This is a genomic window from Pseudoalteromonas 'SMAR' (assembly GCF_048515945.1).
Lineage (GTDB): Bacteria > Pseudomonadota > Gammaproteobacteria > Enterobacterales > Alteromonadaceae > Pseudoalteromonas.
This window is the reverse complement of record NZ_JBLWMW010000017.1, coordinates 42,140-68,218: the sequence shown is the minus strand read 5'-3', so window position 1 is coordinate 68,218 and position 26,079 is coordinate 42,140. Positions and strand designations below refer to the sequence as shown.

At 45.2% G+C, this 26,079-nt stretch carries 25 protein-coding genes and 1 pseudogene; 14 read left to right on the top strand and 12 right to left on the bottom strand.

The genetic code is table 11. The annotated features are described in order from the left end of the window. Positions 1 to 119: 119 nt before the first annotated feature. On the bottom strand, positions 120 to 623 hold the full coding sequence (locus tag ACNKW2_RS09205; RefSeq protein ID WP_419148290.1) for a hypothetical protein: 504 nt from the start codon (positions 621 to 623) through the stop codon (positions 120 to 122). Positions 624 to 1,075: 452 nt separating this feature from the next. On the opposite strand from ACNKW2_RS09205, the gene ACNKW2_RS09200 reads away from it, so the two are divergent. From ACNKW2_RS09200 to ACNKW2_RS09185, 4 genes are all read left to right on the top strand, one after another. Further along, complete coding sequence (locus ACNKW2_RS09200) at positions 1,076 to 1,330, top strand: OadG family protein (protein ID WP_336569184.1); 255 nt, start codon at positions 1,076 to 1,078, stop codon at positions 1,328 to 1,330. A 9-nt stretch (positions 1,331 to 1,339) separates the two neighbouring features. Further along, on the top strand, positions 1,340 to 3,121 hold the full coding sequence (gene oadA / locus ACNKW2_RS09195) for a sodium-extruding oxaloacetate decarboxylase subunit alpha (protein ID WP_419148289.1): 1,782 nt from the start codon (positions 1,340 to 1,342) through the stop codon (positions 3,119 to 3,121). A 12-nt stretch (positions 3,122 to 3,133) separates the two neighbouring features. Next, the gene (locus ACNKW2_RS09190; RefSeq protein ID WP_336569186.1) at positions 3,134 to 4,264 is read left to right on the top strand and encodes a sodium ion-translocating decarboxylase subunit beta; all 1,131 of its coding nucleotides are present in this window, start codon (positions 3,134 to 3,136) and stop codon (positions 4,262 to 4,264) included. Positions 4,265 to 4,409: 145 nt separating this feature from the next. After that, entirely contained in the window at positions 4,410 to 4,742 is a 333-nt protein-coding gene (locus ACNKW2_RS09185) for a hypothetical protein (RefSeq protein ID WP_419148288.1), read from the top strand. Positions 4,743 to 4,750: 8 nt separating this feature from the next. Here ACNKW2_RS09185 and ACNKW2_RS09180 read toward each other — a convergent pair whose 3' ends face one another. Then, positions 4,751 to 5,737 carry an alpha/beta fold hydrolase gene (locus ACNKW2_RS09180; protein ID WP_419148287.1) on the bottom strand — a complete coding sequence of 329 codons (987 nt, stop codon included), beginning with the start codon at positions 5,735 to 5,737 and terminating at the stop codon, positions 4,751 to 4,753. 193 nt (positions 5,738 to 5,930) lie between these two features. Here ACNKW2_RS09180 and ACNKW2_RS09175 point away from each other — a divergent pair, with 193 nt between their 5' ends. Continuing rightward, positions 5,931 to 6,113 carry an alternative ribosome-rescue factor A gene (locus ACNKW2_RS09175; RefSeq protein ID WP_419148286.1) on the top strand — a complete coding sequence of 61 codons (183 nt, stop codon included), beginning with the start codon at positions 5,931 to 5,933 and terminating at the stop codon, positions 6,111 to 6,113. A 32-nt stretch (positions 6,114 to 6,145) separates the two neighbouring features. Here ACNKW2_RS09175 and ACNKW2_RS09170 read toward each other — a convergent pair whose 3' ends face one another. From ACNKW2_RS09170 to ACNKW2_RS09150, 5 genes are all read right to left on the bottom strand, one after another. Next, entirely contained in the window at positions 6,146 to 6,340 is a 195-nt protein-coding gene (locus ACNKW2_RS09170) for a nuclear transport factor 2 family protein (protein ID WP_419148285.1), read from the bottom strand. A gap of 2 nt (positions 6,341 to 6,342) precedes the next feature. After that, positions 6,343 to 6,594, bottom strand: coding sequence for a nuclear transport factor 2 family protein (locus ACNKW2_RS09165; RefSeq protein ID WP_419148284.1), 252 nt, complete (start codon positions 6,592 to 6,594; stop codon positions 6,343 to 6,345). A 115-nt stretch (positions 6,595 to 6,709) separates the two neighbouring features. After that, the gene (locus ACNKW2_RS09160) at positions 6,710 to 8,284 is read right to left on the bottom strand and encodes a sensor domain-containing diguanylate cyclase (RefSeq protein ID WP_419148283.1); all 1,575 of its coding nucleotides are present in this window, start codon (positions 8,282 to 8,284) and stop codon (positions 6,710 to 6,712) included. 148 nt (positions 8,285 to 8,432) lie between these two features. Continuing rightward, complete coding sequence (locus ACNKW2_RS09155) at positions 8,433 to 8,993, bottom strand: hypothetical protein (RefSeq protein ID WP_419148282.1); 561 nt, start codon at positions 8,991 to 8,993, stop codon at positions 8,433 to 8,435. A 224-nt stretch (positions 8,994 to 9,217) separates the two neighbouring features. Next, positions 9,218 to 11,368, bottom strand: a complete 2,151-nt coding sequence (locus ACNKW2_RS09150; protein ID WP_419148281.1) for a tetratricopeptide repeat protein — start codon at positions 11,366 to 11,368, stop codon at positions 9,218 to 9,220. A 168-nt stretch (positions 11,369 to 11,536) separates the two neighbouring features. On the opposite strand from ACNKW2_RS09150, the gene ACNKW2_RS09145 reads away from it, so the two are divergent. After that, positions 11,537 to 12,121: a YqaA family protein gene (locus tag ACNKW2_RS09145; protein WP_419148299.1), complete on the top strand. Its 585-nt coding sequence runs from the start codon at positions 11,537 to 11,539 to the stop codon at positions 12,119 to 12,121. Here ACNKW2_RS09145 and ACNKW2_RS09140 read toward each other — a convergent pair. After that, positions 12,118 to 13,173, bottom strand: a complete 1,056-nt coding sequence (locus ACNKW2_RS09140; protein WP_419148280.1) for a hypothetical protein — start codon at positions 13,171 to 13,173, stop codon at positions 12,118 to 12,120. The genes ACNKW2_RS09145 and ACNKW2_RS09140 overlap by 4 nt on opposite strands. Positions 13,174 to 13,358: 185 nt before the next feature. Here ACNKW2_RS09140 and ACNKW2_RS09135 point away from each other — a divergent pair, with 185 nt between their 5' ends. From ACNKW2_RS09135 to ACNKW2_RS09125, 3 genes and pseudogenes are all read left to right on the top strand, one after another. Next, positions 13,359 to 13,811 (top strand): CreA family protein, encoded by a 453-nt coding sequence (locus tag ACNKW2_RS09135; protein WP_419148279.1) that lies wholly within the window; start codon positions 13,359 to 13,361, stop codon positions 13,809 to 13,811. A gap of 631 nt (positions 13,812 to 14,442) precedes the next feature. After that, positions 14,443 to 15,129: a transposase gene (locus ACNKW2_RS09130; RefSeq protein ID WP_419148278.1), complete on the top strand. Its 687-nt coding sequence runs from the start codon at positions 14,443 to 14,445 to the stop codon at positions 15,127 to 15,129. Between the two features lie 107 nt (positions 15,130 to 15,236). Further along, positions 15,237 to 15,638 (top strand): annotated as a pseudogene (locus ACNKW2_RS09125) (DUF885 family protein); the annotation flags it as partial. Between the two features lie 42 nt (positions 15,639 to 15,680). Here ACNKW2_RS09125 and ACNKW2_RS09120 read toward each other — a convergent pair. Next, positions 15,681 to 16,718, bottom strand: coding sequence for an endonuclease/exonuclease/phosphatase family protein (locus ACNKW2_RS09120; RefSeq protein WP_419148277.1), 1,038 nt, complete (start codon positions 16,716 to 16,718; stop codon positions 15,681 to 15,683). Positions 16,719 to 16,792: 74 nt separating this feature from the next. After that, positions 16,793 to 17,620: a sterol desaturase family protein gene (locus ACNKW2_RS09115; RefSeq protein WP_419148276.1), complete on the bottom strand. Its 828-nt coding sequence runs from the start codon at positions 17,618 to 17,620 to the stop codon at positions 16,793 to 16,795. A 105-nt stretch (positions 17,621 to 17,725) separates the two neighbouring features. Between ACNKW2_RS09115 and ACNKW2_RS09110 the strand changes: the two genes are divergently transcribed. Then, a complete protein-coding gene (locus ACNKW2_RS09110; protein ID WP_419148275.1) occupies positions 17,726 to 18,715 on the top strand; it encodes an AraC family transcriptional regulator in 990 nt (329 codons plus the stop codon). Between the two features lie 258 nt (positions 18,716 to 18,973). Continuing rightward, positions 18,974 to 20,704, top strand: a complete 1,731-nt coding sequence (locus ACNKW2_RS09105; RefSeq protein ID WP_419148274.1) for a hypothetical protein — start codon at positions 18,974 to 18,976, stop codon at positions 20,702 to 20,704. A gap of 86 nt (positions 20,705 to 20,790) precedes the next feature. On the opposite strand, the gene ACNKW2_RS09100 is transcribed toward ACNKW2_RS09105, so the two are convergent. Next, the gene (locus tag ACNKW2_RS09100; RefSeq protein ID WP_419148273.1) at positions 20,791 to 20,982 is read right to left on the bottom strand and encodes a hypothetical protein; all 192 of its coding nucleotides are present in this window, start codon (positions 20,980 to 20,982) and stop codon (positions 20,791 to 20,793) included. 286 nt (positions 20,983 to 21,268) lie between these two features. Between ACNKW2_RS09100 and ggt the strand changes: the two genes are divergently transcribed. Next, positions 21,269 to 22,957 carry a gamma-glutamyltransferase gene (ggt, locus tag ACNKW2_RS09095; RefSeq protein ID WP_419148298.1) on the top strand — a complete coding sequence of 563 codons (1,689 nt, stop codon included), beginning with the start codon at positions 21,269 to 21,271 and terminating at the stop codon, positions 22,955 to 22,957. 48 nt (positions 22,958 to 23,005) lie between these two features. Here the strand turns inward: ggt and ACNKW2_RS09090 are convergent, their stop codons facing one another. After that, positions 23,006 to 23,896, bottom strand: a complete 891-nt coding sequence (locus tag ACNKW2_RS09090; protein WP_419148272.1) for a DMT family transporter — start codon at positions 23,894 to 23,896, stop codon at positions 23,006 to 23,008. 158 nt (positions 23,897 to 24,054) lie between these two features. On the opposite strand from ACNKW2_RS09090, the gene ACNKW2_RS09085 reads away from it, so the two are divergent. Continuing rightward, complete coding sequence (locus ACNKW2_RS09085; protein ID WP_419148271.1) at positions 24,055 to 25,002, top strand: homoserine O-succinyltransferase; 948 nt, start codon at positions 24,055 to 24,057, stop codon at positions 25,000 to 25,002. Beyond that, positions 24,992 to 26,071 carry a homocysteine S-methyltransferase family protein gene (locus tag ACNKW2_RS09080; RefSeq protein WP_336569210.1) on the top strand — a complete coding sequence of 360 codons (1,080 nt, stop codon included), beginning with the start codon at positions 24,992 to 24,994 and terminating at the stop codon, positions 26,069 to 26,071. Before ACNKW2_RS09085 ends, ACNKW2_RS09080 begins: the two co-directional genes overlap by 11 nt. The last annotated feature ends 8 nt before the right edge of the window (positions 26,072 to 26,079 follow it).

The window sequence follows — 26,079 nt, the reverse complement described above, 5'->3', positions numbered from 1 at the left end:
TTGTTCTAAATAAGAAATTTTTAACGCCGTTAGCGTCAAATTTACTCCCTCAAATTGAGCAAGTATTAATGCGGATTGGTATAAATGTCACTGGATGGCGGTATCAACAGCACATGGCATTAGTGCTTAATTATCTCGCTTTGCTTGGTCAAAAAAGCGCACGCTTCTGACGTTAATACCGACTTGCTGATGTAGCTTGGTTTGCCGCCTTGAACAATTAAAAAGCCGCGCTCGGTTTCTGTTAGCGCCTCAAGAGCAGTAAAAGGATAAGAAAACTCAGCATGGTGCGCTTGCGTCTCAATGCCTTGTTGAGACACCTTAACGGTCACCATATTGCCCGCAGCCCGAGATAAGTTCTGCCTGATAACCCACCAAGACTTACGGTAATAAAAGGCTAAACACTCAACCACAGCCAGCAAGATTAAAAAGTTACCGAGATAGGGCTGCTCTAAGCCATAAATTGCCAATAAGCCCAGAGCTGTTAGCAACACCAGCAAGCCATATTTTGGCTTAATGGCAAAACCATTGGCTTCTGACTCCTCAAAACACTCTTTAAAGTATGCTTTATCAAGCTTGAATTGGCTTTGAAACGACAAATTTTCATTTTCTGTTACTGACGACATAAGTTCATCTTTGGTGATTTTTCTACCGCTCATTATACCGTGTTGAGATCTGATATCAGCAGTTTAACGGCAATTAATTTTTGCTAAGGCAGTAATAGCATAGGTTTTAGCTTTACGTTTACGTAAAGGTTATGGTTTGGTCAGTCCAATTTACAAGTTGTCAGCTAGGCGTTGTGACGCTATTGCGATCCCTTAGCTGTAGGGAGCATTTAGGAGCGATATTTTGAATATTTTTCATATTTATTCGCAGATAAAGCCCTTATTTAGCCATGATCCAAGCATAACTCTCTGATAGTAAGTGATTAATGTGTTTTGGTATTACCAATTTACAACTTGCTTTACAGCACCATATTTTTTGTTATAAGGTGAATAAAATACAAAAAAAGTGACGCTTTGTTGCAGCAGGTTAACAAGCTTAGCGACAAAGCGAATAGCAAGTTAAAGGGGTAACAATGGATATAGGTGCGCAGTTATTGCAGGCAGCAAACCTCATGCTAACAGGCATGGTTGGAGTGTTTGTATTTCTATCCATATTGATATTTGCAATGCGACTACTTGCCAGCTTTGCTCGCAAGGTGAGCGCGGCAACTCCTGCCAATACGGCGGCGTCGACACGGGCCAAGCCGGGATCATCACAGGGCGTTCCACAAGCGCATATTGCAGCCATTAGTGCTGCTATTGCAGCCTACAGAAAGAATAACAAATAGGGGTTTAGCATGTCACAGTTAAAACTTACCGAATTAGTTCTGCGCGATGCGCATCAGTCACTACTCGCTACTCGAATGCGCTTGGAAGATATGCTTCCAATAGCCAAGCAACTGGATGAAATGGGCTATTGGTCTGTGGAGTCTTGGGGTGGGGCGACGTTTGACTCCTGTATTCGTTATTTAGGGGAAGATCCGTGGGAGCGGATCCGCGCGTTAAAAGCGGCCATGCCAAACACCAAACAGCAAATGTTGTTGCGAGGACAAAACTTACTGGGCTACCGCCATTATGCCGATGACGTGGTAGAAAAATTCGTTGAACGGGCCCACCACAATGGCGTTGACGTGTTTCGTATCTTTGATGCCATGAACGATGTGCGCAACTTAGAGACCGCCGTAAAAGCCGCCATCAAAGTAGGGGCACATGCTCAAGGCACGATTTCTTACACTGTAAGCCCCGTGCATACTTTGCAGATGTGGCTCGACCAAGCCAAGCAGTTAGAAGACTTAGGTTGTCACTCTATTTGTATTAAAGATATGGCAGGACTCCTTAAACCATACGATGCTGAGGCGTTAATCAGCGGACTGAAAGAAACGGTGTCTATTCCTATCGCCATGCAATGTCATGCTACCACGGGCTTAAGCACAGCAACCTATCAAAAGGCGATTGATGCCGGCATAGATATGCTCGATACCGCTATCTCGTCGATGAGTATGACCTATGGTCACAGTGCTACTGAAACCATTGCTGCTATTGTACAAGGGACTGAGCGAGATACAGGGTTAGATTTGCTGGAACTAGAAGAAGTGGCGAGTTATTTCCGCGAAGTACGGAAAAAATACGCGGCATTTGAGGGCAGTTTAAAAGGCGTGGATGGACGTATCCTCTCTGCTCAGGTGCCTGGCGGTATGCTAACGAATATGGAAAACCAACTGAAGGAACAAGGTGCCGGTGATAAACTGGATGCGGTTCTTAAAGAAATTCCGAGTGTTCGTAAAGACTTAGGTTATCTGCCTTTGGTCACACCCACCTCACAAATTGTTGGCACTCAAGCAGTATTGAATGTGTTAACCGGTGAGCGCTACAAGTCGATAACGAAAGAAACGGCAGGAGTGCTCAAAGGAGAATATGGTGCGACACCGGCACCGATGGATCAAACACTGCAACAACGCGTTTTAGAGGGTAAGGAAGCCATTACCTGCCGCCCTGCGGATTTATTAGAGCCTGAGCTAGATTCCTTACAAAATGAGCTCAGCGACAAAGCGCAAGCTGAGCAGATCACGTTGGCGGAAGATGCCATTGATGATGTTCTGACTTATGCTCTGTTCCCGCAAATTGGCTTGAAGTTCCTGAAAAACCGTAACAACCCAGATGCCTTCGAGCCTAAACCGACACTGGTTAAGAGCGATGGTAATAGCAATGCCGAGCAGCCAAAATCGTCTGCGAAAGCCTCAGCTGAGCGTTACAGCGTTAAGGTCGATGGCAAGGTGTACGACGTGGTTGTGGCACAAGGCGGCGAATTAAAAGAAGTACAAGTTAAAGACAGTGAACTTATTCCACAATCGACTTCGGTGAGCTCGAGCGAAACCTTAAATGCGCCATTGGCAGGCAATATCTTTAAGTTAATGGTACGTGCTGGTGATGAAGTGCAAGAGGGTGATGTGGTTCTGATTATGGAAGCCATGAAAATGGAAACTGAGGTGCGAGCTACTCACAGCGGCCGAGTTGCTGAGTTATTGGTTGCTGAAGGTGATGCCGTTAGCGCTGGCGATGCCATCATGTCATTAGCATAAGGGTAGAGTCGAATGGAAGGTTTATTAAACTTATGGCAAGCAACTGGCCTTGCCAACTTCACTGTGCCTGCCCTGAGCATGATGGCCGTTGGCTGTGGCTTGCTCTATTTAGCGATAGCGAAAGGGTTTGAGCCGTTATTGCTGGTGCCTATTGGCTTTGGTGCCATCCTCACCAATATACCGGTTGCAGGGTTGGCCGACCCGGGTGGTTTATTGTATTACGTTTACTACATCGGCATTGATAGTGGGGTATTTCCTTTACTGATCTTTATGGGTGTGGGCGCCATGACCGACTTCAGTGCGCTTATCGCAAACCCGAAAATGCTACTGCTTGGGGCGGCGGCACAGTTCGGTATTTTTGCGACTCTGTTTGGCGCTATTTTGCTGAACTACATTCCCGGTTTTGAGTTTACCTTACAAGACGCCTCAGCGATTGCCATTATTGGTGGCGCCGATGGTCCAACCGCCATTTTCTTAGCGTCGAAGCTGGCGCCAGAGCTTTTGGGTGCCATCGCCGTGGCGGCGTATTCTTACATGGCATTGGTGCCGATCATTCAACCACCGATCATGCGTGCACTGACCACACCTGAAGAGCGTCAGGTGGCGATGCCACAACTTCGGGAAGTGTCGAAAACCGAAAAGATCCTGTTTCCATTGGCGGTGCTGGGACTCACCATTTTATTCCTACCTGCAGCCACGCCTTTAGTGGGCATGTTCTGCCTAGGTAACCTGATGAAAGAGTGTGGTGTGGTTGATAGGTTAAGCAAAACGGCGCAAAACGAGCTAATTAACATTACCACTATCTTCTTAGGCTTAGCGGTAGGCTCAAAGCTTGCTGCCGATCAGTTCTTAACCGTTGAGACCTTAGGGATCTTAGCGCTGGGCGCCGTTGCCTTTAGTATTGGTACTGCAACCGGCGTGATGATGGCGAAGACCATGAATAAATTTAGCAAGACACCCATCAATCCTTTAGTGGGCGCGGCGGGCGTATCGGCTGTGCCGATGGCTGCACGAGTGGTGAACAAGGTGGGGCTGGAAAGCAATCCACATAATTTCTTGTTAATGCATGCTATGGGGCCGAATGTGGCCGGGGTACTGGGGAGTGCCGTTGCTGCAGGGATATTACTGGCGTTAGTGGGGTAAACCCACATTCCGACACCGTCTTACTTCTCCAACCATTGCGTGGCCTTGTTGCCACGCTTTTTTTGTGGCTAGACTCAATGCGTATAGTGGTTTACAATTTATTATCATTTTACCTTGTATCGCTATCACTTAGGTAAGGAATACCATGAGCTTACTGCCATTTCGCTTTTTACATTGTCCGGGTTTTGGTGCGGCGTTATGGTATTGCCGAATGCTGTTTGCGTGCGGCATTTTTTTGATTGCTTTCGGTGTCTTCAAAGAGGCCATCACTATGTATTACTGGGCGGTTAACGAAACGGCAGAGCAGATGAGTTTCACTGCGGCTGTTGCCAAACTCGATCTCCTTTCTCACCCAAATATCCACTTAGTGATTATTGGCATGGTCAAAGTATATTTTTCCTGTGGCTTAGCAGTCAAAATTAAAATGATGAGTGGTGCAAAACAAAAACCTTCAGAATCTGAGTTAAGCGACTACTGACTTTCCTCTTATTTAGCGACTAACTTAAGATGAGCAATATTGCCCTGTTGTGGCTCCAGGCATTGGTGCTTTTTTCGTTTTTTCTTAAGTCGTTTGCGCTCTGCCTTAGTGCAATGTTTGGCAATCCATTTGCTGATTTTTTTCATTAAAGCTGGAGGAAAGTCATGACCCATACCCGAGACCAGTTTCAGTTTTGCTTTGCGTATTTGAGCTGCCGTTTGTTGTCCCGTTGTGGCGGGAAAAATGGGGTCGTCGGTGCCATGGATAACTAAGGTCGGGGTTTTGATTTTTTCAAGTTTGGGGAGTTGTGATTGACTGGCCACGATGGCAGCAAGTTGGCGCTTAAATCCTTGTGGGTTATGGGCACGCTCAAAGTTTTTTTCGGCTTGCTGCTGTAAAGTGGCATTGTCTTGAGGGTAACCCGGACTGCCGATTAATTGGTTGAGGCGGACATTATAGTGAATCGATGAGACTCTGCAGTTGCGCTTAGGTCGACTTTTGGCAAGCGCCAGCATCACTTTGATGTTCGCACGAGTAAATTTCGGATAGCTCGAGGTAGACATTATGGTGGTTAAACTGAGCACCTTTTTTTTATGTTTGCGAGCCATGATTTGGGCGATCATGCCACCCATGGAAGCGCCGACCAAGTGAGCTCGCTTTATGTTTAAGCGTTGCATGAGGCCGACTACATCTTTGGCCATATCATTTAGGGTGTAGGGCAGGCGGGTTGCCACTGGTAACTTTTTACTCAGCATGGTTTTCATAATGCTAGGTGAGCCTAAGTGGTCTAAATGGCTGGAGAGGCCTGCGTCACGGTTATCAAAGCGGATCACTCGAAAACCTTTATCAGCCAGGCCATAAATGAGCTCATCCGGCCATACTGTCATTTGTGCGCCTAAACCAATAATTAAGATAATAACCGGAGCGTTGCGCTCTCCTACCATGTCATAATGAAGCCTAATGCCATTGTTAAGGGTGATACTTTTTCCTGGCATGATTTAATTACCTTTCTCATCAAGCCGACAGTGATATTAGCCTAGCAGGTTTATATGAACTTTCTTGGAAGTGTATGAGTCACAAAGAGGTGTTTTTTACTTAAAAGTAGTTGCATATTTTTACCGTAGCGCTACTATCGCCAGCGCCAATATCGGCCACTTTTAATACAGCAGCAATACCATTGGAGTTAAGATGAAAAAAGCAAAACAGCATCGCCATGACCATCAGCGCGGTGACATAAAAGACAATGCCCTTAAAGCGCTAGTGACCAGTCCACTATTTAAAATCAAGGTAGAAAAAAGCAAAAAAGGCAAGGGCAGCTACCAGCGTAAAGCTAAGCATCAAGGCCAAGAGCCTTATCTTAACGCAGCATAAGTAAGCGTTAAGATAAGGCTTTTAAGGCCATATTAATGGCCATAACTAATAACGCGGTGTAATTTCCAGCCGGCTTGATTGCGACGCCATATATGGGTAAAACGAAAGGTACCACAGTCATTTTTACCATTAACAAGATGACAAAAACGGTGCTCTCCCATCTGCAATGCGCCGAAGTCCTTGATTGGGTATACCGTCAAACTCTCGGGAATAAGCGTTCTAGTCAATCCTAGCTTTTTTCACATAACGTTTTGCTGGCCGCAATGCTTTGTGCGTAATTATCTAAACCAGCCGTATCATGGTAAAACTCTAGCTGTTTAGAGTACATGCTTGCTAGGGCATCAATATCACAGCGATTAAATGCTGCAAATAACTCTGTATCGAGCTGTTTGATTTGTTGATATAGCGAGTCATTTGGCGCTGCTAATGCAAACTTAGTGGGTAAAATACAAGCCAGTAATAAGGCAACGTGTTTTATCATGTTTAACTTCCCTAAAATAAAGTCATTTAGATTATTTTTTGATATTTTTCACCAAGTTGTAGAGTGAAAAACTGCTTTTTGCAGGGAAGTTGCAAAGTATATACCGAACCAAGCATTATTTTGCTTGGGTTGCGCGGTGCTGCTGTTTTATTTTGTACATTTGGTCATCGGCTTGCTGTAATAGCGCTGTAAGGTCATCGCCAGGTGAGGTGCTTAATGCCACGCCGACGCTGCCTTGTACATCGATGGTGTTATTGTCATCGCTTATACTGAGCGCATTAATTTGCTGTTGTAACTGTTCGGCTTTTTCTTTTGCTGCGGTTTTATCTTTGAATAAGCACACCACCACAAACTCATCGCCCCCTAAGCGACCAACCACATCACCATCGCGCGTATTAGCGGTTAATAGTTTGGCCACCGATTGTAGGGCCAGATCACCAACATCGTGACCGTGCTCATCGTTTATTTGTTTAAACTTATCTAGGTCAATGTAAAAAAGTGCTAAAACACTTTTATCAAGTTTTTGTTGTTCCAGTAATGGCGTGCACGACTTCTCCCAACCGCGGCGATTGTAGATACCACAGAGCTGATCAAAGTTCGCCTCGTTTTCGGCTTGTTGCTTTTGCTGCTTCAGGCGACCGAGCCGCTTGGACACGGCGATGGCCAGGAGTAAGGATTCAATGGCAAACGCAAACACCAAAGCATAGCGCTGCATAAATGGGCTATAGCCCACTAATAAGATGCGAAACACCATGCCCACCAAAACTAAGCTTAATGCCGCAAAGACCAAGTTGGCCTCTTCAACACGACGGCGAGTTTGCAGTGCCGCAAGGACAAAAATAGTCGCCACAATGGCCAAAGTAAGGTAGCCCATCAAACGGTTTAGTAAGGTGTCTATGTGGTCTTGACTGACCGCTATTTTGCTAATGGCAAGCGGTAATACCAGTGCAGCTGCAAGTTTCAGCAACTTGGTGAAGTTGGGCCAGACTTTTGCTACGGCTAAAATACTGGTCATAAACCAAGTAGCCGTGACTACGGTAAGGCCTATGCAAAGTAAGTAGAAATGTTTTAACAGGGCTTTGTACTGTGGGGCAATAAATAAATTGAGTTGACCCTCTTGGAACAGCACAAAGCCGCACAAGCAGAGAATGTAGGCGCCGTAAAGCCGAAAAATCGAATCGTTTAAACGACTGCCAATGATCATCACATAACAAATTAAGGTAAAACATAAGCCATAAAAGGCTCCCATGATCAGGCTGTTCTTTTGGCTTTGCACCACGAAACTGGGCATGGAATATAGTTTTAGCCTTAAGCTATGAGGCTGAATTGCTTGCGCGTTAAGCTCTAGAGTGGTTGAACCTGCTGGTATTATATACGCTGGATTGGCGTATTTTATAGCTTGTAGCGGATCCACACTTTGCTGCCAAGCAAAATGTTTCAGGCCGACATCGACAAAGCTCAGCACACTTTGCTGCGATAGTTGGCACTCGAATGTTAGGGTGAAATTCCCTTTGGGGACGTTATCAAAATGGCTTTGCTGATATTTCAGCGTAAAGGGAGTAATACTCGAGTGGTTGCTGCTCACTAGACATTGATTGGCCCATGTTGTGGTGGCGGTAAAACACATCAGCAAGAAGAGGACATGGCGAGTAAACTTTACCAAAATGCAATAGTGATACGGCGCGGTCATTATGCTTTCTATTAATACCCCTTGGTAACGCAAGGCCAGAGTATACTTGCTGTTGTGTTAAATGTAACAAACCACAGCGCGCTAGCAAAGTGAATTTTACTTTAGCTGGAGGATTATTGGGTTGCAGCTGCAACCCAAGGTAGGGCAATTAATGCTTAGCAAAGCAAGGGGCTGACGCACTTTCACCGGACTTAATCACGCGATAGGTGATGTTGCTCTGATCATTAGTCAGCGGAGCAATTGCCTGCTCGAAGCGACTGGCCGCATTGCCAACGCGACTGGCGTGTTGATTGAGTGCCTCAAAGTGCTCTTGATGATTGTCTAATAGTGCGTCTATTTGCTTTGCTTTCGCTTGTTGTTTAGCCATAAGCTGCTCATCGATAATGACTTTACCTTGTGAGCGTTGTACCGCCATTTGCGCAATTTCTTCTATCTCTTTACCCAGCTTAGTTACTTTTTCCTCAAAAGCGCGGTTGGGTAAGCTGATGTTTTCCATCGCTTGCTCGGCTTGCTGAAGTGCTTGGTAGGCTGCGACTTGTTCGGCATTAAGTGGTTGCCGTTCAAGTTGTTGGCAATTTTTGTAAGTAATTAACTGATAGTTATTATCGACGCCGCTGTCATTATTCTGATTTGGCTGAGCAGTTGCAATACCGATACCAGTGGCTAATAACGCTATGCTGGGCAGTAATAGAAATTGTGTCTTTTTCATGGGCACCCCATTATTGTGTTAACGATACAGTGATGCCTAGTTAGTCGTGGCGGCTCTAAAAAAAAGTTGTAATCACATAAAAAGATAAAAGTAACAAAATATTATTTTTAACCCTGCAAAACGGCTGTGTTGGCTGGCAAAATATCAGGATTGATAAATAGCAAAACCGCTCTGAAGCGCTTTGTTAAAACCGCAAACAAGTAAGCATGGTTAACTGGGCTGCGCTAAGACAAGGGCAGCCTAATTTCAATCAATAAACCACCAAGGTTACTCTGCTCTGCTTTAATCTGGCCTTGATGAGCGGTGATAATTTGCTTACAGATAGCCAAACCCAACCCCGAGCCGCCATGGTCACGACTGCGAGATGACTCGCAGCGGTAAAGGCGCTCAAATATCAAATTAAGCTCATCGTTGGTAACACCAGGGCTTGAGTCTAGGATGGTGATGATAACTTGGCTGTCATCTGTATTAAGGGAAACATGACATTGCCCTTGTTCGTGGGTGTAGAAATGACTATTGCGTAAAAGATTCAGAAACACTTGCTTTAAACGCTGAGGATCAGCGCAGAGGATAATGTTGCTGTGTGTGAGCGAGCAGTGCAATGTTTGAGATTTACTGGCAAACAATGGCCGCAACTCCTCGCAGGCATCGCGTAAAAGTTGGCTTACCTCACATTCGCAAAACTCCAATGTCATGATGTTGTTATCATATTGCGCCGACTGATAAATATCACTAATGAGGGTATCTAACTCTTTTACTTTGGTCTCTATTTTTCTATAAGCGCGTTCAGGGTCTGGCTCTATGTTGAATAAAAGCGCCTCGACGCTGAGTCTAAGACTGGTCAAAGGGGTTCTAAGCTCGTGAGAAATATCTGCCAAAAGTTGATTTTTTTGTTCTAACGACTGCTGCGTTAAGCGTTGTTCCAGGGCTTTATATTTGGCTTTTTGTCGCTGTCGCCAGTAGTAACTTGCCATGGCTGCCAATACCAAGAGCAACACAGCGACGCTAAATTTACGTTGTAACTCAAGGTTTTGTAACTGAGCTTGCTGAAGCTTTTGTTCCTTTTGCAGGATTGTGAGCGCTTGTTCTTGTTTTACCAGTTCAATATTTTCTGCCATTTTAAGCGCTTTTTTTTCGTCACCTACTCGGCGCAACTCATCTTGCTGTTGCTGAAATAATTGCAGGTGCTCAAATGCCGCTTGGTAATTCGCTTTAGCACTAAAAATTTCACTGAGTTGCTTATGAACAGCGCTACGCATTTGTGTGGCTAACTGCGGTGCTTCAAGCAACTGCTCTAATTGCGTTTTTGCTAATTGTGGCTGAGCCATTGCTAAGTAGGCATTGGCCAGTGATAGTTTGGCAGCTCGTTCGGTTCTTTTGGCTCCACTGTTGACGGCAAGCTCAAGAGCCTCTTTAGCATGATTGAGAGCTTGCCCTTGCTCTCCAAGGGCTAACTGCACATTGACTAAATTACTAAGTTGCCAAGCGGTGTCGCTGTCAGCTTGCATTTCTCGTGTTAGAGCTAGGCCTTTTTCAATATTACTTTTGGCCTCGGTGTGTTGACCCAACTGAAATAAGACTTGTCCTACTTTGCCATAGCTGTTGGCAATGTGGCGAGGGTTACCTAAGGTAAGATCAACTTTGAGCGCCTGGCGAAAATAAGACAGCGCACGTTCAAGTTCTTCTAAATCGCGGTACAGTTCAGCAATATTGTAAAGTGAATTGGAAATGCCTTGTTGGTTATTTAGCACCCGCTGCTTTTGTAGCGACTGTTCATGAGCATTGAGTGCTAATTCAATTTTTCCCATGTAATCTAGAGCAATACCAAGTTGGTTATAAAAGTTTGCCAAACGGCTATCATCTTGGTGTTGCTCTGCGATGGTTATGGCTCGCTCGGCATGGGCTCGCGCAGTTTTGTAGTCTGCTCTGAGGCGATAAACTTGGGACAAATTAGAATAAACATCTGCAATTACTAATTCATCTGAAGGGTTGAGAGCCAATATTTCATTTAGCTTGTCAGCGGCTTCTGTGATTTTATTTTGACTTTGTAACAGGTTAGCCTGGCGCAGTAAAAGCAGGCTTTGTTGGTCTGGCTGGGGAACACTCTCGAGCGTGGTGTGTAACTCAGAAATGTGCTGCTTGGCAGTTTGATATTTTCCCACTTTTATCAGCGCGTCAATATACAGTAGGTGCAACTGAAAATAAGTTGCCGAGGTCTCGTGGGTTGTGTGTGTTAACTGCTGCTCTATGGTGGTCAAAGCTTGATTGGGGGAGTCTCGGAGCAGATGTTGCAAAGCATCTAAGTCGACTTTGGCCATGGCGGTAAATGCGGACAAAAAGAAGCACAAAGAAGTGGTTATGCCGAGCTGTTTCATTATGAATGGGTGCACTTACCTGTATATAAATAATGCCTTAAGTATATGGTCTCAGTAACTGAAAAGATAGTCTCAGGCCTTGACGCTCGTTGTAGATAATTCAGCTTGCAGCCAACTAGGTGTGTTAAGGTGCAAGTTACAAATGCAGTGCAAATTAGTGGGAGCTAGATTGTTATGTCGCAAAGGATTAAGCAAAAAACCAAAGAGCTGGTGGCATCGAGTCATGTGGGTCGTGCCATTGCCGTGGCTTCTTTTTTGGAGTCAACCATAGTCCCCATTCCTCTTGAAGCGGTAATGGTGCCCTTGATGCAGGCGCGGCGAGAAAAATTATGGCATATTGCTGCGTTTGCCACACTGGGCTGTGTATTCGGGGCTGCAGTGGGCTATGCCATTGGCTATTATTTATTTGATATATTTGGCACTGCCTTGGTTGAGCTTGTTTCAACCCCGGAGCAATTTGCAGAAGTAAAGCAGCAGTTGCAGCAACAAGGGTTTTGGTTTGTTTTAACCTTAGGGGTGGCACCGGTACCGTTTCAGCTCGCGATGCTAGGTGCTGGCGCCGCTCAATACTCGTTAAGTTTGTTTTTATTAGCCACTGTGATTGCCAGAGCATTGCGTTACTTTGGCCTCGCCTTGGTGGTCTACTATGGCGGAGATCAGGCCGAAAAAATTATCAAACAGCACAAAACTAAGGCGGTGCTAGCATTAACCGCCATGATGTTATTGCTGTGGTGGGGCAGTGCTCAGCTTTAATAAGGGCGATATAAAAATCGATATTTATTTTGTGACTCAGCAAAGGCTATGTATTTTGAATCTAGCGACATTGGCTGTGAAGTAAGTACATCATACTGCTTTGCTATGGACTTTTCTGTTAACGCTGTTTGCAAAGTAGTCAAAGCAGAGTGTCCAGCCTTAACATAGTCATTGTAGTCTCGAGGCTTGTTTAGTAATTGGGTGTAGGCCATATAATAAGGGGTAAACATTGGCATGGCTTTGGGGTTAATACTATCTAGTATCATTTTAACGTTGTAGAGTAGCTCGCTTTCATGGTGTAGGGCTATGATAAGTTCCGTATGTTTTTTATTAATCATACTGTACACCACGCGTTCATTAAAGTTGCGCACTTTTTCACTGGCACTATGGTGTAACTGCTTGAATTTATTAAGGTGGCTTTTACTAACTTGTTGCTGTAGTTGCTTAAGTAGTAAGTGTTGCTGTCTATGCAAGCGATCGACTTCATTATGCGCTGTTTGAAGTACATTTTGATAGGCAGGGTGTGAGCTATTGCTGTTGACAGCTTCTGAAATATGCTTATTTACATTGGCAATGGCTTGGTTAATAAGCATCAGCTTCTTGTTTAAATCAACAATCGACCAATCTGACACAGGTAAATCAAAAAATGCTTGCAAACTTAGTTGTGAGCGTGATGTTTCACTATGTAGCTGTCGCAATTCGTTAACTAATTCTGTTAATGGATATTGCGTCCCAAGCTCGCGAAGTAGATCATCTATTTGAAAAGAGTTATTAAGCGCCTTTGACTTTGCTGCGGTTAGCTGGGCTTCAACGAATGCACCCTGTTCATATTGTTGTCTTGCTTGATGCAATAGTTGCTCTGCATGTTGTGCTTGTTGTGCTTGTTGTTGCCATTGCTGTTGGTGTTGTGCAAGAGTATTCAAAATTTTGACTTGGCGCGTTAGGTCACGCTGTTGCAGTGCTGAGTCTAGCTGTGTTTTTGCTTGGTTAATGTCTTTTGGTGTACAAGACGTTAAAGCTAAAAATAGGATTGCAAGCACAACAGACTTCATAATTGTCTCCGAAAATAGATTGTTCCTTCAACAACTTAAAGTAGCACTAAGAGGGACAGTGAGCAAGTGTAAAACGCATTGATCGTTCAGTAAAACAAATTGGTCGTTCAGTAAAATAAGCGACTGGCAGCTTTGCTTGATGACTAAAATAGCTTAAGGTGGAGTTTTTAATTTCAGGAATTATAATGAAAAAATCAATAGTAAGCTTAATGCTGCTTGCCATTATGGGCTGCTCCGATAGCGAAGTTGGTGATGTGTCATTAGGGTTATTTACTCTCAAAGACATTAAGCTTGATTCAATGGTTGACCCTGTAGTAACTGGAGTAACCTGTCATATTGCCAGCGTTGAAGACAACCTCAGCTTTGCGGATCCGAGCGACAGTTCTATAGCCTGCCGTCAAACCAGTGAGATCACACCGCAGATGTTAGCCAATATCGATAAAAGTGACTCTGGTGAGGTGGTATTTAAAAAATCGAAAAGTGTTTTTTTTAAATCGATGAAGGTGCGACGTATTTATGACGCCAAAAATCAAACTCTGATGTACCTTGCCTATACCACCAAAGAAACCTCAGGGAGTTTTAAGCATAGTTTATCTACGGTTCCGCTGTGGGGCACTCAGGCTTATCAAAAAAATTAAGCGGCTTTAAACCAAATAAAAGAAAAAGTCGTCTAAGCTTAATGAACCCATATAGCGGGAGCTGAGACGATGCTAAAAACTCGATTTTTTAGAAAAACGCTTAATTTAGTGTTTGCCGTTGCCACAATTTCTTTTATTATTTTGATCCAAACCACTGATGCTCATAGTGTTTCAGCACAGTCTAAGCCACCTGTCACAACAGAGGGAGCTGAAATCAAACAGCAGAAGAGAAAGCAAAACTAGATCTGTTAGCCGTTTTTCATCGCTCAACTTTTTTTACTGGTTTCCTATTATAATAACTGTCTCGCTAACTTTTGTAAGGCAGCCTCATGTTGCAGCCTGCTGCACCACAACCTCAGTTTTAATTTTAAATTAATTGTAATTTTTTTGTTGAAAATTCATTGTTAGCAATTAAGTTTAAGTAAGCAGTTCGAAATATATGCGCTACTGAGCATATAAAGAGTGTAACTTCTATCACTCACATACTGCGGTACTTATTAGCGCTTCGGTGGTTGCAAGGAGTAAAGCACCGCCTGGTGATGATTATCGTTGGCAAAAACCTACTGATGTTGGCTCATTTAGTCAGTAGGGTGTAAGCCAGGTTAACAGTGAATAGCAACAAGGAAGAATGATGGCACAATTTTTTAGTAACTTTTATAGTCATGAGGTTTTGAGCTTTGACCATTTCATAAACTGCGTGAAAAGCTTGTACAGCGGACCGGAGAGTTTAGATTCAAATACCTTACATTTACTTGCCGAAATGCTCTACCAACTGGCGCAGAATAAAAAGTTTTTAGCGTCTCAGGTCTCATTAAGCAAAAGTTATCAGCACCATAGCAATGGGCTGTTAGATAACGACGATCTTTATATTTTATACCAAAACCAACGGCCCTTTTTTAAAGTCTGTGCGCAGATCTGGCATCCCATCCCAAAACGCGGTTCATTAAAAAATAATGAACCCACTCTTAGAGACTATAATTTCGCTTCTTTAACAACAAATTACTTTGGTCCTGGTTGTGCAGCACAATTGTATGAGTACCAATGCCGGCCAGATCTTAAAGTCGGTCAACATTGTGGCTTGGCATTCAACCAGTTTCATCAATTAAGCCGTGATGAGGTGATGTTTATTGAGGCCTCTAAGGATGTACTTGCACAAGCGTTACCAAAAAGCTTGAGCATTTCCATTAGCCTAATGTTTGAATCAAGCCAACGCCCGAGCTTCACTTTTGATCAATTAACCGGCAGGGTACGCAGTAAAATAAGCGAGCAGCCAGCGCAGCAAGCTGCTTTAGTGGCAGAGCCTGTGGTTACAATATAGCAAGGTTGTGATCCAGTGTACGGAGTAAAACGAGCAATGAGTCACTGTGTTTCGTTTGACTTTTTACTGCTTATCAGTACACCTCATGTTTCACTGTGTTGATAAAGTTGATCTTCGAAATGGCAATGTACAAAGATGACCCATTTGGGGATTTAGGGCGATTGCAAGCAGAAGCATACCGAGCGGCGCGACTGGTGGTAGACACCGGTTTACATTATAAAAAGTGGACTCGTGAGCAAGCCATTGAGTACTTTGCTGAGGCAACGGGGACGGCCATGAGCGATGTGGTGTCAGCCATTGACCGCTATATTGCTTGGCCAGGGCAAGCTTTGGGTTACAAGTTAGGTATGATCAAGCTGGTGGAGCTGAGAGAGTGGGCGAAGCAGCAACTCGGTCAGCAGTTTGATATCAAGGCGTTTCATGATGTTGTGTTACTAAAAGGTGCTAGGCCACTGGCACTTGTCGAAGAGGATGTCCAGGCTTGGGTAAAAGCAGTAAAAGGCGCTTAATGCCAGTCAGTGGTAAAGCAGAGGCTGCTTTACCACTTCTATTCAGGAAGGTGTCTCAACCTTTTCCAGTATTTCTTCACTGCGTTTTCTGTCTTCTTGGTCTGGCGTTAAGCCATTTTCTGGTTGTTTCTCTTGTGGTTCGTAGGCTAACTCAGCGTATAAGGCAAAGTGATCTGAGCCAAACTTCTCCAAGCGCTTGAGTTCGCTGACACCAAAGTGGTGGCTACAAAACAAATGGTCCAAAGGCCAACGAGCAAAGGCAAATTGAGTGTGGAAGGTGTTAAACATACCGCGACCCACCCTGGGGTCTAATAAGCCACTGATTTTGCGAAATAACCGTGTGGTGGGTGACCAAGCAACATCATTCAGATCACCGGTGATAATGGTAGGCCGTTGATGTTGGGCAACACGTTTAGCCACCACCACTAACTCGGCATCCCTTGGTTCAGCGCTTTCATTTTCTGTGGGGCTGGGCGGCGCTGGGTGTAAAAAGTGAAAGTCGATGGTAGCGCCATTGGGTAGGGTGATCTGGCTATGAATAGAGGGCACATCATCCTCAATGATATATTCTATGGCAGTATGGTGTAACTGATATCGCGAGTAGACATGCATACCGTACAAATTGGATTGTGGGCAATTTACACGGTAAGGCAAGATATCTGCTAAAGAGTCTAATTGCGCTTGCCAGTGTTGGTCGCTTTCTAAGGTCACTAAAATGTCTGGGTTAGAGTGACGGACAATGTCTAATAGCGCTTGGTAGTGGCGATTGGTTTGTAACACATTGGCAGTAATAATCCGCAGCTTTGGTGAACCCGCGCTGGCATTTTTTACTTCTTTTGACCAGCAGGGCGTGTATGGCAATATCCAACTTAATTGCCACACCAAGCAAGGTAACAGTACTGCCAAGTAGCCAAGCGAGAAAGACCATAGCCATACGGCAAGGATAAGAGCTGCCGTAATGGCGGTGAGCTGTAAACGAGGGAACTCAAATGCACGGACAATCCAGTGCGGGTGCCGTGTTAGGGGAAGGAAACTGGCAATAGCGACAAATAAAACCATCCCCGTAAAAAACCAATTCATGGTGCTCCTTTGTCACGACGTCAACATTGCAATCAATTCATATTACCCCAGTTACCTAGCAATGAATAGCGAGGTTAGGGCTTTCGCTCTGGTAGATGAGTTGGGTAACCAAACAAAGCCTGACACTTGCCTATGATGCCCTTGGCTTGCCGTGCTTGCTTCAGCATGTGGCACCACTGGGCAAAATTGACGGCAACAAAGTGGGGCTCAGGTGCTGAGCCTCGGATCCCATATTGGATCTCAATGTCATCTTGCTGAGAAGCAAAGGTACCAAATAACTTATCCCAGATAATAAATACCCCAGCGAAGTTTTTATCAATGTATGCTGGATTACTGGCATGATGAATACGGTGGTGTGTCGGGGTGTTAAAAATAGACTCCAGCCACCAAAGCTTTCCTAATGTCTGAGTATGAATAAAAAACTGGTAGGCTAAATTGATGCTAACAATGGTAAACACTAACTCCGCAGTGAAGCCGAGCAGAACCAATGGCAACCAAAACAACCACATCCCAACCACAGGGTAGAGTAAACTTTGTCGAAACGCGGTGGAAAAGTTCATATAGGTAGAGCTATGGTGCACCACATGGGCACTCCAAAACCAGTGAATATAATGACAGGCACGATGAAACCAGTAGTATAAAAAGTCTTGCAATATAAACCCACACAACAGAGTAAGCGGCGATAGTTCAAAATCAAAAAGGCGGTACTGGTGTAGCCAACTAAACAGCGGCAGTAGCAGTAATAAAGCCAAAGCATCGGCGAATTGGTGCGCTAGGGCCAGTAGGGTATTAAGGATAGAATCCCAAAGATGGTAGTGCTGGCGGTACCGGCAGTACTCAATTAGGATGCAAACGAAGAATACTGGGCTTATAAGCAACATTAACAGAGTGATATCAAACATTTTGAATGCATTTATGAGCAACTTAAGCGTGAGCATAACGCGGTTTGCTATTGACAATCTTGCCAGAAAACGGCAAAGATTTATCCAAATACGACAGGATGGATCATGCACTCAACCTCATTTATCTATTTTTACAGTGCCTACCAAGCTCTGGTACCGCGATTACCAAAGGGAAATACGCTGCTAAGCGATTTTCAACCCTTGCTTGATGCTCGGCCCGAGCGGGTGCCAGTCTCCAGTTACGATGCCTTGTTAGAGCAAGCATCACAGTATAGTCAGCAGGCCTTAATTGGGTTTGAATTGGGGCGACAGATTCAACTGGCTGACTATGGCGTTTTAGGATACTTAGTAGAAACTTGCGATACTTTGCAGCAAGCACTGCACGCATTATGTCGCTATGACGCTCTGGTTGCCGATATAGGTTGCGCTAAGCTTAAGAGCGATGGCGACGACATGGCTATTGTTTGGTATCTCAATACTGCGGTGGGCAAGCAAATCATTTTACGCAATATGACCGCTTGGGTAAGTGCCGCAAGGCAAGTATTAAAGTCGCCACTTGCGCCGAGTGGGTTAAGTTTGAGTTTTGCGCTTACGGACTCTGAGCGGCAACAACTGAGCGACTGGTTTGGCTGTGACATACACCTCAGTGCTGAGCGAAACGCCCTAACTTTCCCCTGCGATTACCTAAATATGACGTTTATCAGTGCTAATAAACAACTTAACCAGCACATGAAACAAATGGCTGCTCTGGATCTACAACAGTTACAGCAGCACCCGCCGCTGGCTCCTAGGGTGATGCAATTATTACAAGCCAAGTTGAGCTTAGAAGGGGTACTGCAAACGGATGTAGCGAAAGCATTTAACTTAAGTGTGCGCTCACTTCAGCGGCAATTAAAGAGAGAGCAACAAAACTTTAGAGCCTTACTGGATGAAGAACGTAAGCGGCGTTTTGAAGCGTTGATTGCCAAGGCCCCACTTAGCCAAATTGTGGCAGAGCTTGGCTTTATGGAGCAAAGTGCACTGAATAAGTTTTGCCAGAAACAGTATGGTCAAACGCCTACAGCACTGCGGCTTATTTATCGTGATAAATCGTAACTGTTGAGTGTTAACTGGGTTTGTCCTCGTGACAGTATTTAACCAGGACAGCCACTTAATCTTGAGGATATTGGGTGAGATCTCCAGGTAGTGTAGTCAGGAATTAAGGGAGAGATATAGCCAATGATGTATTAGTAAATTTGCTTTTTAATGGGTACAATTATCATTTAACACTACCTAAATTGCTCGTAGAGTGTGCAATATAAGGGATGAAAATTTATTCATTGCTAAAACAATGAATAGCGAAAAGGAAAAACCATGAATACTAAACTATTAGCCGGTATTGGTGCTGTGGCGATTGCCGTGGGTGCCTATATAGCAACACAACCTTCGAGTTCTAATACTCATATCAGCCTACCAGAACTTGATTATGTCCCTGCCGATACTGCCGTTTTCTGGGGCCAACTAGCGCCTTTTGAACAAAGTAAATACATGACGTATTTGCCAAAAGAGTTGCGCCAAATTCAACAGCTTGAGCAAATAACAGCGGCATTTCGTCAGCAAGACAATAAAAACCTAGATTTTTTAGCGACGTTAATGGAGCAATACAATCTGGCGCTAACTTCACCCGAAAGTATGCAGCAGATTCTAGGTTTTGGTTCAAGCTTTCGCGCGCTGGCCTATACTGTTGGGTTGTTACCGACTATCAGATACGAACTAGCCGATCCTGAAGCGCTGCTAACAACCATTAAAATGGCGGCGCAAGATGCTGAAATTAGCTTTAGTGACGAGCAAATCAAAGGAGTTAATATTACTCGTTACAAGCTAGAGCTAGCACCCAGTGCTGAGCTTGAACTAATTACTTCGGTACAAGGAAATTGGGTTACAACCACCATTAATACGCCATTTAATACCCCTGAAGATCTTGAGGTTGCGCTGGGCATTACCAAGCCTGCACAAGCTTTAAGTGAAACAAATAAGTTAGAAAACTACACTGAGCAGTTTGGTTTTGATGGCAGTGCACTCGCGTTTATTAACCATATCGCCATTGCCAACGGCATCACTGCCAATAAAAACACCGCATTCACTCGAATGTTAGATAATGCTCTTGAACTTTCTGGTGATAGCACGACGCTTGCTGCTGTGCGAACACCCGCATGTCAGGCCGATTACAGTGATATTGCTAGCCAATGGCCGGCAACCGTGATGGGGGTAAAAGCCTTTAATTTCACCCCAGAGCAAGTCGAAATTGATGCTGATACCATTGTGGTGGCAAACAACACCGAGATGTTGTCAACGCTGGCAAAACTACGCGGCTTTATACCTGAGCAGCAAGAGCAACATAGCACTATGATGAGCATGGCCTACGGTATTGATGTTGCGCAGCTTGCACCGACCCTGAATACCCTCTGGCGACAATTTACTCAAGCTGACTTTCAATGTGCTGAGTTAGTCGCATTGCAAAACCAAGCTAAGCAAAATAACCCCATGGCCGTGGCCATGATGACTGGGATGGCCAATGGCATTAAAGGCATGAGCGCATCGGTTTTTGCTTATACTTTGGAGCAAAATCAGCAAGGTGAACCTGAGCCTAAGGCATTTGATGCCTTGCTCAGCTTGTCGGCCGATGATCCTATGATGCTAGTCAACACAGCTAAAGGCTTGGCGCCAATGTTGGCAGACTTAGAAATTCCTACGGATGGCAGTGCGGTATCAATCAGCCAATACCTTCCAGCGCCAACGCCTCTGGACGTTGACGTTAAACTGGCACTAAAAGGCCAGCACCTAGTGTTGTTCAGTGGCGATACAAGCACTCAGGTTGCCACTAAATTGGCCGGCCAGAAACTGGAGAAGAATGGTATGGTTGCGTTTGAAATTGACATGCAAGCGGCAATGCAACCTTTAATGGCTATGTTGGCGGCTTCTGGCGAACCCTTACCCAAAGAATTCGCAGCACTGTCTAAACAAAATATGCACTTAGCGCTAAGCATGGATGTCAGTGATAAAGGCCTAGTGCTTGGTAGTGATATTGTGCTTAAGAAGCCTTAAATTAATTGAGTTCACTCTGCAGTGAGTTTTAAGGAAAAAATGCCGACTTTGCGTCGGCATTTTTACTTAATCGTTATAAAAGGGTATTAATCACACATATAATAACGGTTAGTAAAGGCACAGTTATGCTCTCCATAGCAAGACACTGCAGCCGTTAAGCAGTCTTGGCGATTGGTGGGAATATCATAGCCGCCCCCAACTTGCGGTGTCACTTTATCTGCCAATGACTTGCTGTCCGAAAGGTTCTTCAACGGTTTCTTTGTTAATTTAATTTTCATGGTCATTTCCTTTGTTTTGCAATGTTACACATGTTCATGTGCGCTTAATATTATTCATTAATTGTCAGCTAGAGCGCTTTCCTTTTTAAGGAACGACAGATTAACAGCTTAGAATGTAATATAAATGATAATTTTGTCAAATAAATGTTTTTACTGCGATTTGTCTCTGTTCGTTTGTCGGCTATTTTCATCCATGTCACACTGAGCGAAATCAGAGATTCGCAAGATGGATTTGTTTATGACTAACGTGAGTAGATGGTTATCTAGCTGCCTGTTGAGTGCAGCTATGGTGTTGTCCCCTTGGGTGAGCGCCAATGAAACGGCGATATTTAGTTCCAAAGCTACCGCTCAGCCACAGTGGGCAGAGCAGGGGATGGTTTCCAGTCAAGAAGCACTGGCAAGCCAAGTGGGTGTCGATATCTTGCGTCAAGGGGGGAATGCCGTCGATGCTGCCGTGGCTGTTGGTTTTAGTCTTGCGGTGACATTACCTCGAGCGGGTAACCTTGGCGGTGGTGGTTTTATGCTGGTGCACTTAGCTGAGCAAGACAAAACTATCGCTATTGATTATCGAGAAATGGCGCCTAGTAGAGCCCATAAAGATATTTTTATTGGCAAAGACGGCAAAGTAAACTCAAAGCTCAGCCTGCAACATGGCTTAGCGGTGGGCGTGCCCGGCACGGTTATGGGCATGGAGCTGGCGCTAAAAAAATACGGTACCATGACCCTCAGTGAAGTCATTCAACCGGCGATAAAACTAGCGCGCAACGGTATCAGGGTGACGTCGGATTTAGCCAACTCGTTATCACATGACTACATCCGAGCGCGAATGCTAGATGTGCCGGCATCAAAAGCCATTTTCTATAAGCAAGATGGCAGCAATTATCAGCCCAATGAAGTGCTTGTACAAACGGATTTAGCCAACTCGTTGCAGCGTATCGCCAAACACGGCAGTGCTGGGTTTTATCAAGGTGAGACCGCCCAGAAAATCGTTGCTGCGGTACAGGCCGCAGGCGGAATTATGTCGCTTGAGGACTTAAAAAATTATCGCGCGATCGAGCGTAAGCCGGTAACGGGCAATTACCGTGGCTATCAAGTGGTGTCCATGCCGCCTCCTTCCTCGGGTGGCGTACATATTATCGAAATGCTCAATATGTTAGAGCAGTACCCGATTGCACAGCTTGGCCATAATAGTGCTGCCACCATCCACCTGATGACAGAGGTGATGAAACGCGCCTATGCCGACAGAAGTAAATACTTGGGTGACCCCGATTTTTATGATGTGCCAGTGGCAGAGCTCATAAATAAGCGCTACGCAAAAAAACGCAGTTCCGATATTAATCCAGACACCGCAACACCCAGCAGTGCAATTAGTCCAGGCACGCTGCTGCCCTATGAGAGCAACCAAACAACCCATTACTCGGTCGTTGACAAGTGGGGCAATGCCGTAAGTAACACTTATACCCTGAACTTTAGCTATGGCTCCGGTATTGTGGCTGCGGGCACAGGGATACTTTTGAATAATGAAATGGATGACTTCTCTGCTAAACCTGGGGTGCCCAATGGCTTTGGCCTGATCGGTGGCGAAGCCAACGCAGTTGCCGCCAATAAACGCCCTTTAAGTTCCATGACACCCACCATAGTGATGAAAGACGGTAAGCCATTTTTAGTTACAGGCAGTCCAGGCGGCTCGCGGATCATTACCACCACGTTGCAAATTATTATGAATGTCATTGACCATGGCTTGAACATTGCCGAGGCCACCGTGGCTCCGCGTATTCATCACCAATGGTTACCAGATGAAATACGCATTGAGCGCAGCTTAAATGTCGACACTCGACGCTTACTTGAAGCAAAAGGACATACCTTGTCGGAAAAAAATGCCATGGGCTCTACGCAATCCATTATGTTGACCGACAAAGGGATATTTGGTGCTTCAGATCCCAGACGTGCCGACAGCGCAGCACTTGGTTATTAACACTGCGGCGACTTAATCGCTGTTAATAAGGGGCAAACAGCCCCTTTTTTATCCCTGTAGCAGTAAAAACACGCCCAGTAATGCGATGACACCACCGCTTATCATGGTTTTGGTGATGGCCTCACGTTTTATCACCGCCATAGTCATTACCAGCAAAGGCGCGGTGGCAAAAATAGTTTGTGCTATGGCCGGATCGGTGTGGTTCACCGCAATAAGCTGTAGCCATAAGCCTACGAAAGTGCCAAAAAAGATGGCCGCAAACAGCCAATTTTTAGCATCAATTTGCTTAAGGGTCAGGGCGCGATAAAGGCTTTGCGAGCGCAGAAACGCTACCAGCATGGCAACAAACAAGGTACCAGAGCCAAGTCTTATCAATGCTGCCCACAAACTGCTGATGTTTTCGTGGTTGAGCGCGCCTTTGGACAGCACCATGCCTGCGGCTTGGCATGTGGCGGCAGTTAACGCAAAAACAACCCCCAGCAGATAGTGCTTTTTATCCATCACCGGTTGGCTCTTGCTCGGTTTTATCGCCAGCATGACGCCCAAGGTCGTAATAATAATGCCCAGCCACGCTGAAGCACTGAGGTAAACGCCCAATATAACAATATTCAACATACCGGCAATGGCCGGGGCTAAACTTTCAATCACTAGGGTTCTGGCCGGGCCAATATTGCGCAGTGCCGCAAAATAGGCGCTATCACCTATGGCAATGCCTAAGATGCCACTGGCAATAAGCCAACCCCAGCTGGACAGTTGGCTGGGTAACAAGGTGTCTGAGGTAACAAGGATAGCGAATAACATTAACGCCACAGCGATAACGCCCTTGGTGACATTCAACTCAAATGGGCTGAGATGGTGGCTGAAGCGTTTATAAAGTACCGTTGAAAAGGCCCATACACATGCGGCAGCGATTGCTGCTCCTTCACCAAGTCCAATCATACGTCGTTTAGTACCTCATTAAAAATGTATTAGCAGCGGGCAGTATACGTGGATTGGCCAGAATAATCTCAACTGTATTTAGACGTCCATCCATCTAGAGGTTGATATTTTCTGGTTTCGGTTCATAATAACGGCATTCGATTTTTCAGGAGCATGGTATGCCAATCACGGTTACTGACGAACTACCGGCCATTAGTCAATTACGTCATGAAAATGTTTTTGTGATACCGCAGAGTCGGGCTTCAACTCAAGAAATCCGTCCGATGCGCCTTGCTATCCTTAATTTGATGCCCAACAAGGTAGAGACCGAAGTACAGTTTATTCGGCTATTAGCCAATACGCCGCTGCAGGTCAACGTCGATTTACTGCGCCTAGACACCCATCGAAGCTCAGAAAACTCAGAGCAGCATTTGGATATGTTTTACCGCTATTTTTCGGATGTCAAAAACAAAAACTACGATGCCTTAATTGTCACGGGCGCACCGCTGGCGCACCTGGAATACCATCAAGTGACGTATTGGCAAGAGCTGTGTGACTTTTTTGATTGGGCCGAGCATCATGTGACTTCGACCTTGTTCTCGTGTTGGGCGGCTCATGCAGCCATCTATCATCACCATGGTTTAAAGCGCGAGCTAAAACAAGACAAGCTTTGTGGGGTGTTTAAGCACCATTGTTATTTTGAGCATGGTGCCTTAACTCGAGGATTTGATGATGAGTTTCTGGTGCCGCATTCCCGCTATGGTCACATCGATTTTGCCCAAATACAACGCTGTGAAGATTTAGTGGTATTGGCAGGCTCCGAGACTGTGGGGGCGTATTTACTTAAAAACCAGTCAGGCAGTCAGGTTTATATTACCGGGCATCCTGAATACGATGCTGACACCTTAGAAAAAGAATATCAGCGCGACTGTGCAAAAATGGCCAACGCGCCTTTACCACAAAACTATTTTCCCGATGACGACCCCAGTCGGACGCCATCAAAAACCTGGCAAAGCCATGCGTTTTTGTTATTCTCAAACTGGTTAAATTATTACGTTTACCAGACCACCCCATACGATATCAACCTGGTTAGCCAAGATGTAAGGACTAACAATTATGCCGAGTAATTCTGCCGTGAACGGTGAACAAATCAGTCAGCAGCTGGCTCATGCCATGAGTCAGCGCATCCTTATTTTAGATGGTGCCATGGGAACCATGATCCAGCAGCATAAACTTGAGGAAGAAGATTATCGTGGCGAACGCTTCAAAGACTGGCACGTGCTTATAAAGGGCAACAACGACCTGTTAAGCCTGACTCAGCCTGAGATCATCAAACAAATTCATGGCGATTATTTGGCCGCAGGCGCTGACATTATTGAAACTAACACCTTCAATGCCACGACCATTTCCATGGCTGACTATGACATGGCGAATTTAAGTCGAGAAATCAACCTTGAGTCGGCGAAACTGGCCCGCAGTGTGGCCGATGAGTTTACCGCAAAAGAGCCCAATAAGCCGCGTTACGTTGCCGGTGTTTTAGGTCCTACCTCGAAAACTTGCTCGATTTCTCCCGACGTCAATGACCCGGGTTTTCGTAACATCACCTTCGATAAATTGGTGGCGGCCTACGTCGAGTCAACCTTGGCATTGATTGAAGGCGGTGTGCATTTAATTTTGATTGAAACCATTTTTGATACCCTAAACGCTAAAGCAGCGTCATTTGCCGTAGAAGAAGCATTTGAGCAAGCAGGGGTTACTTTACCGGTGATGATTTCTGGCACCATTACCGATGCCTCTGGGCGAACCTTGTCGGGGCAGACCACAGAAGCGTTTTATAACTCCATCCGCCATATCAAGCCGATATCCATTGGCCTCAATTGTGCACTGGGCCCAGACTTATTGCGTCAATACGTCGAAGAGCTCGCCAGTGTTTGCGAAACCTATACCTCTGTGCACCCCAATGCCGGTCTACCCAATGAGTTTGGTGAGTATGATTTAGAAGCGCAAGAAATGGCGCAAGAAATCATCGACTGGGGCCAAGCGGGTTTTATTAATATTGTTGGAGGCTGTTGCGGTACTACGCCTGAGCATATTCGCGCCTTTGCCAAAGGACTCGAACACACCGCGCCACGGCCCTTACCTACGCTTGAAGTGCGGATGCGCTTGGCTGGCCTTGAAGCATGTAACTTAAATTAGGATTTTCA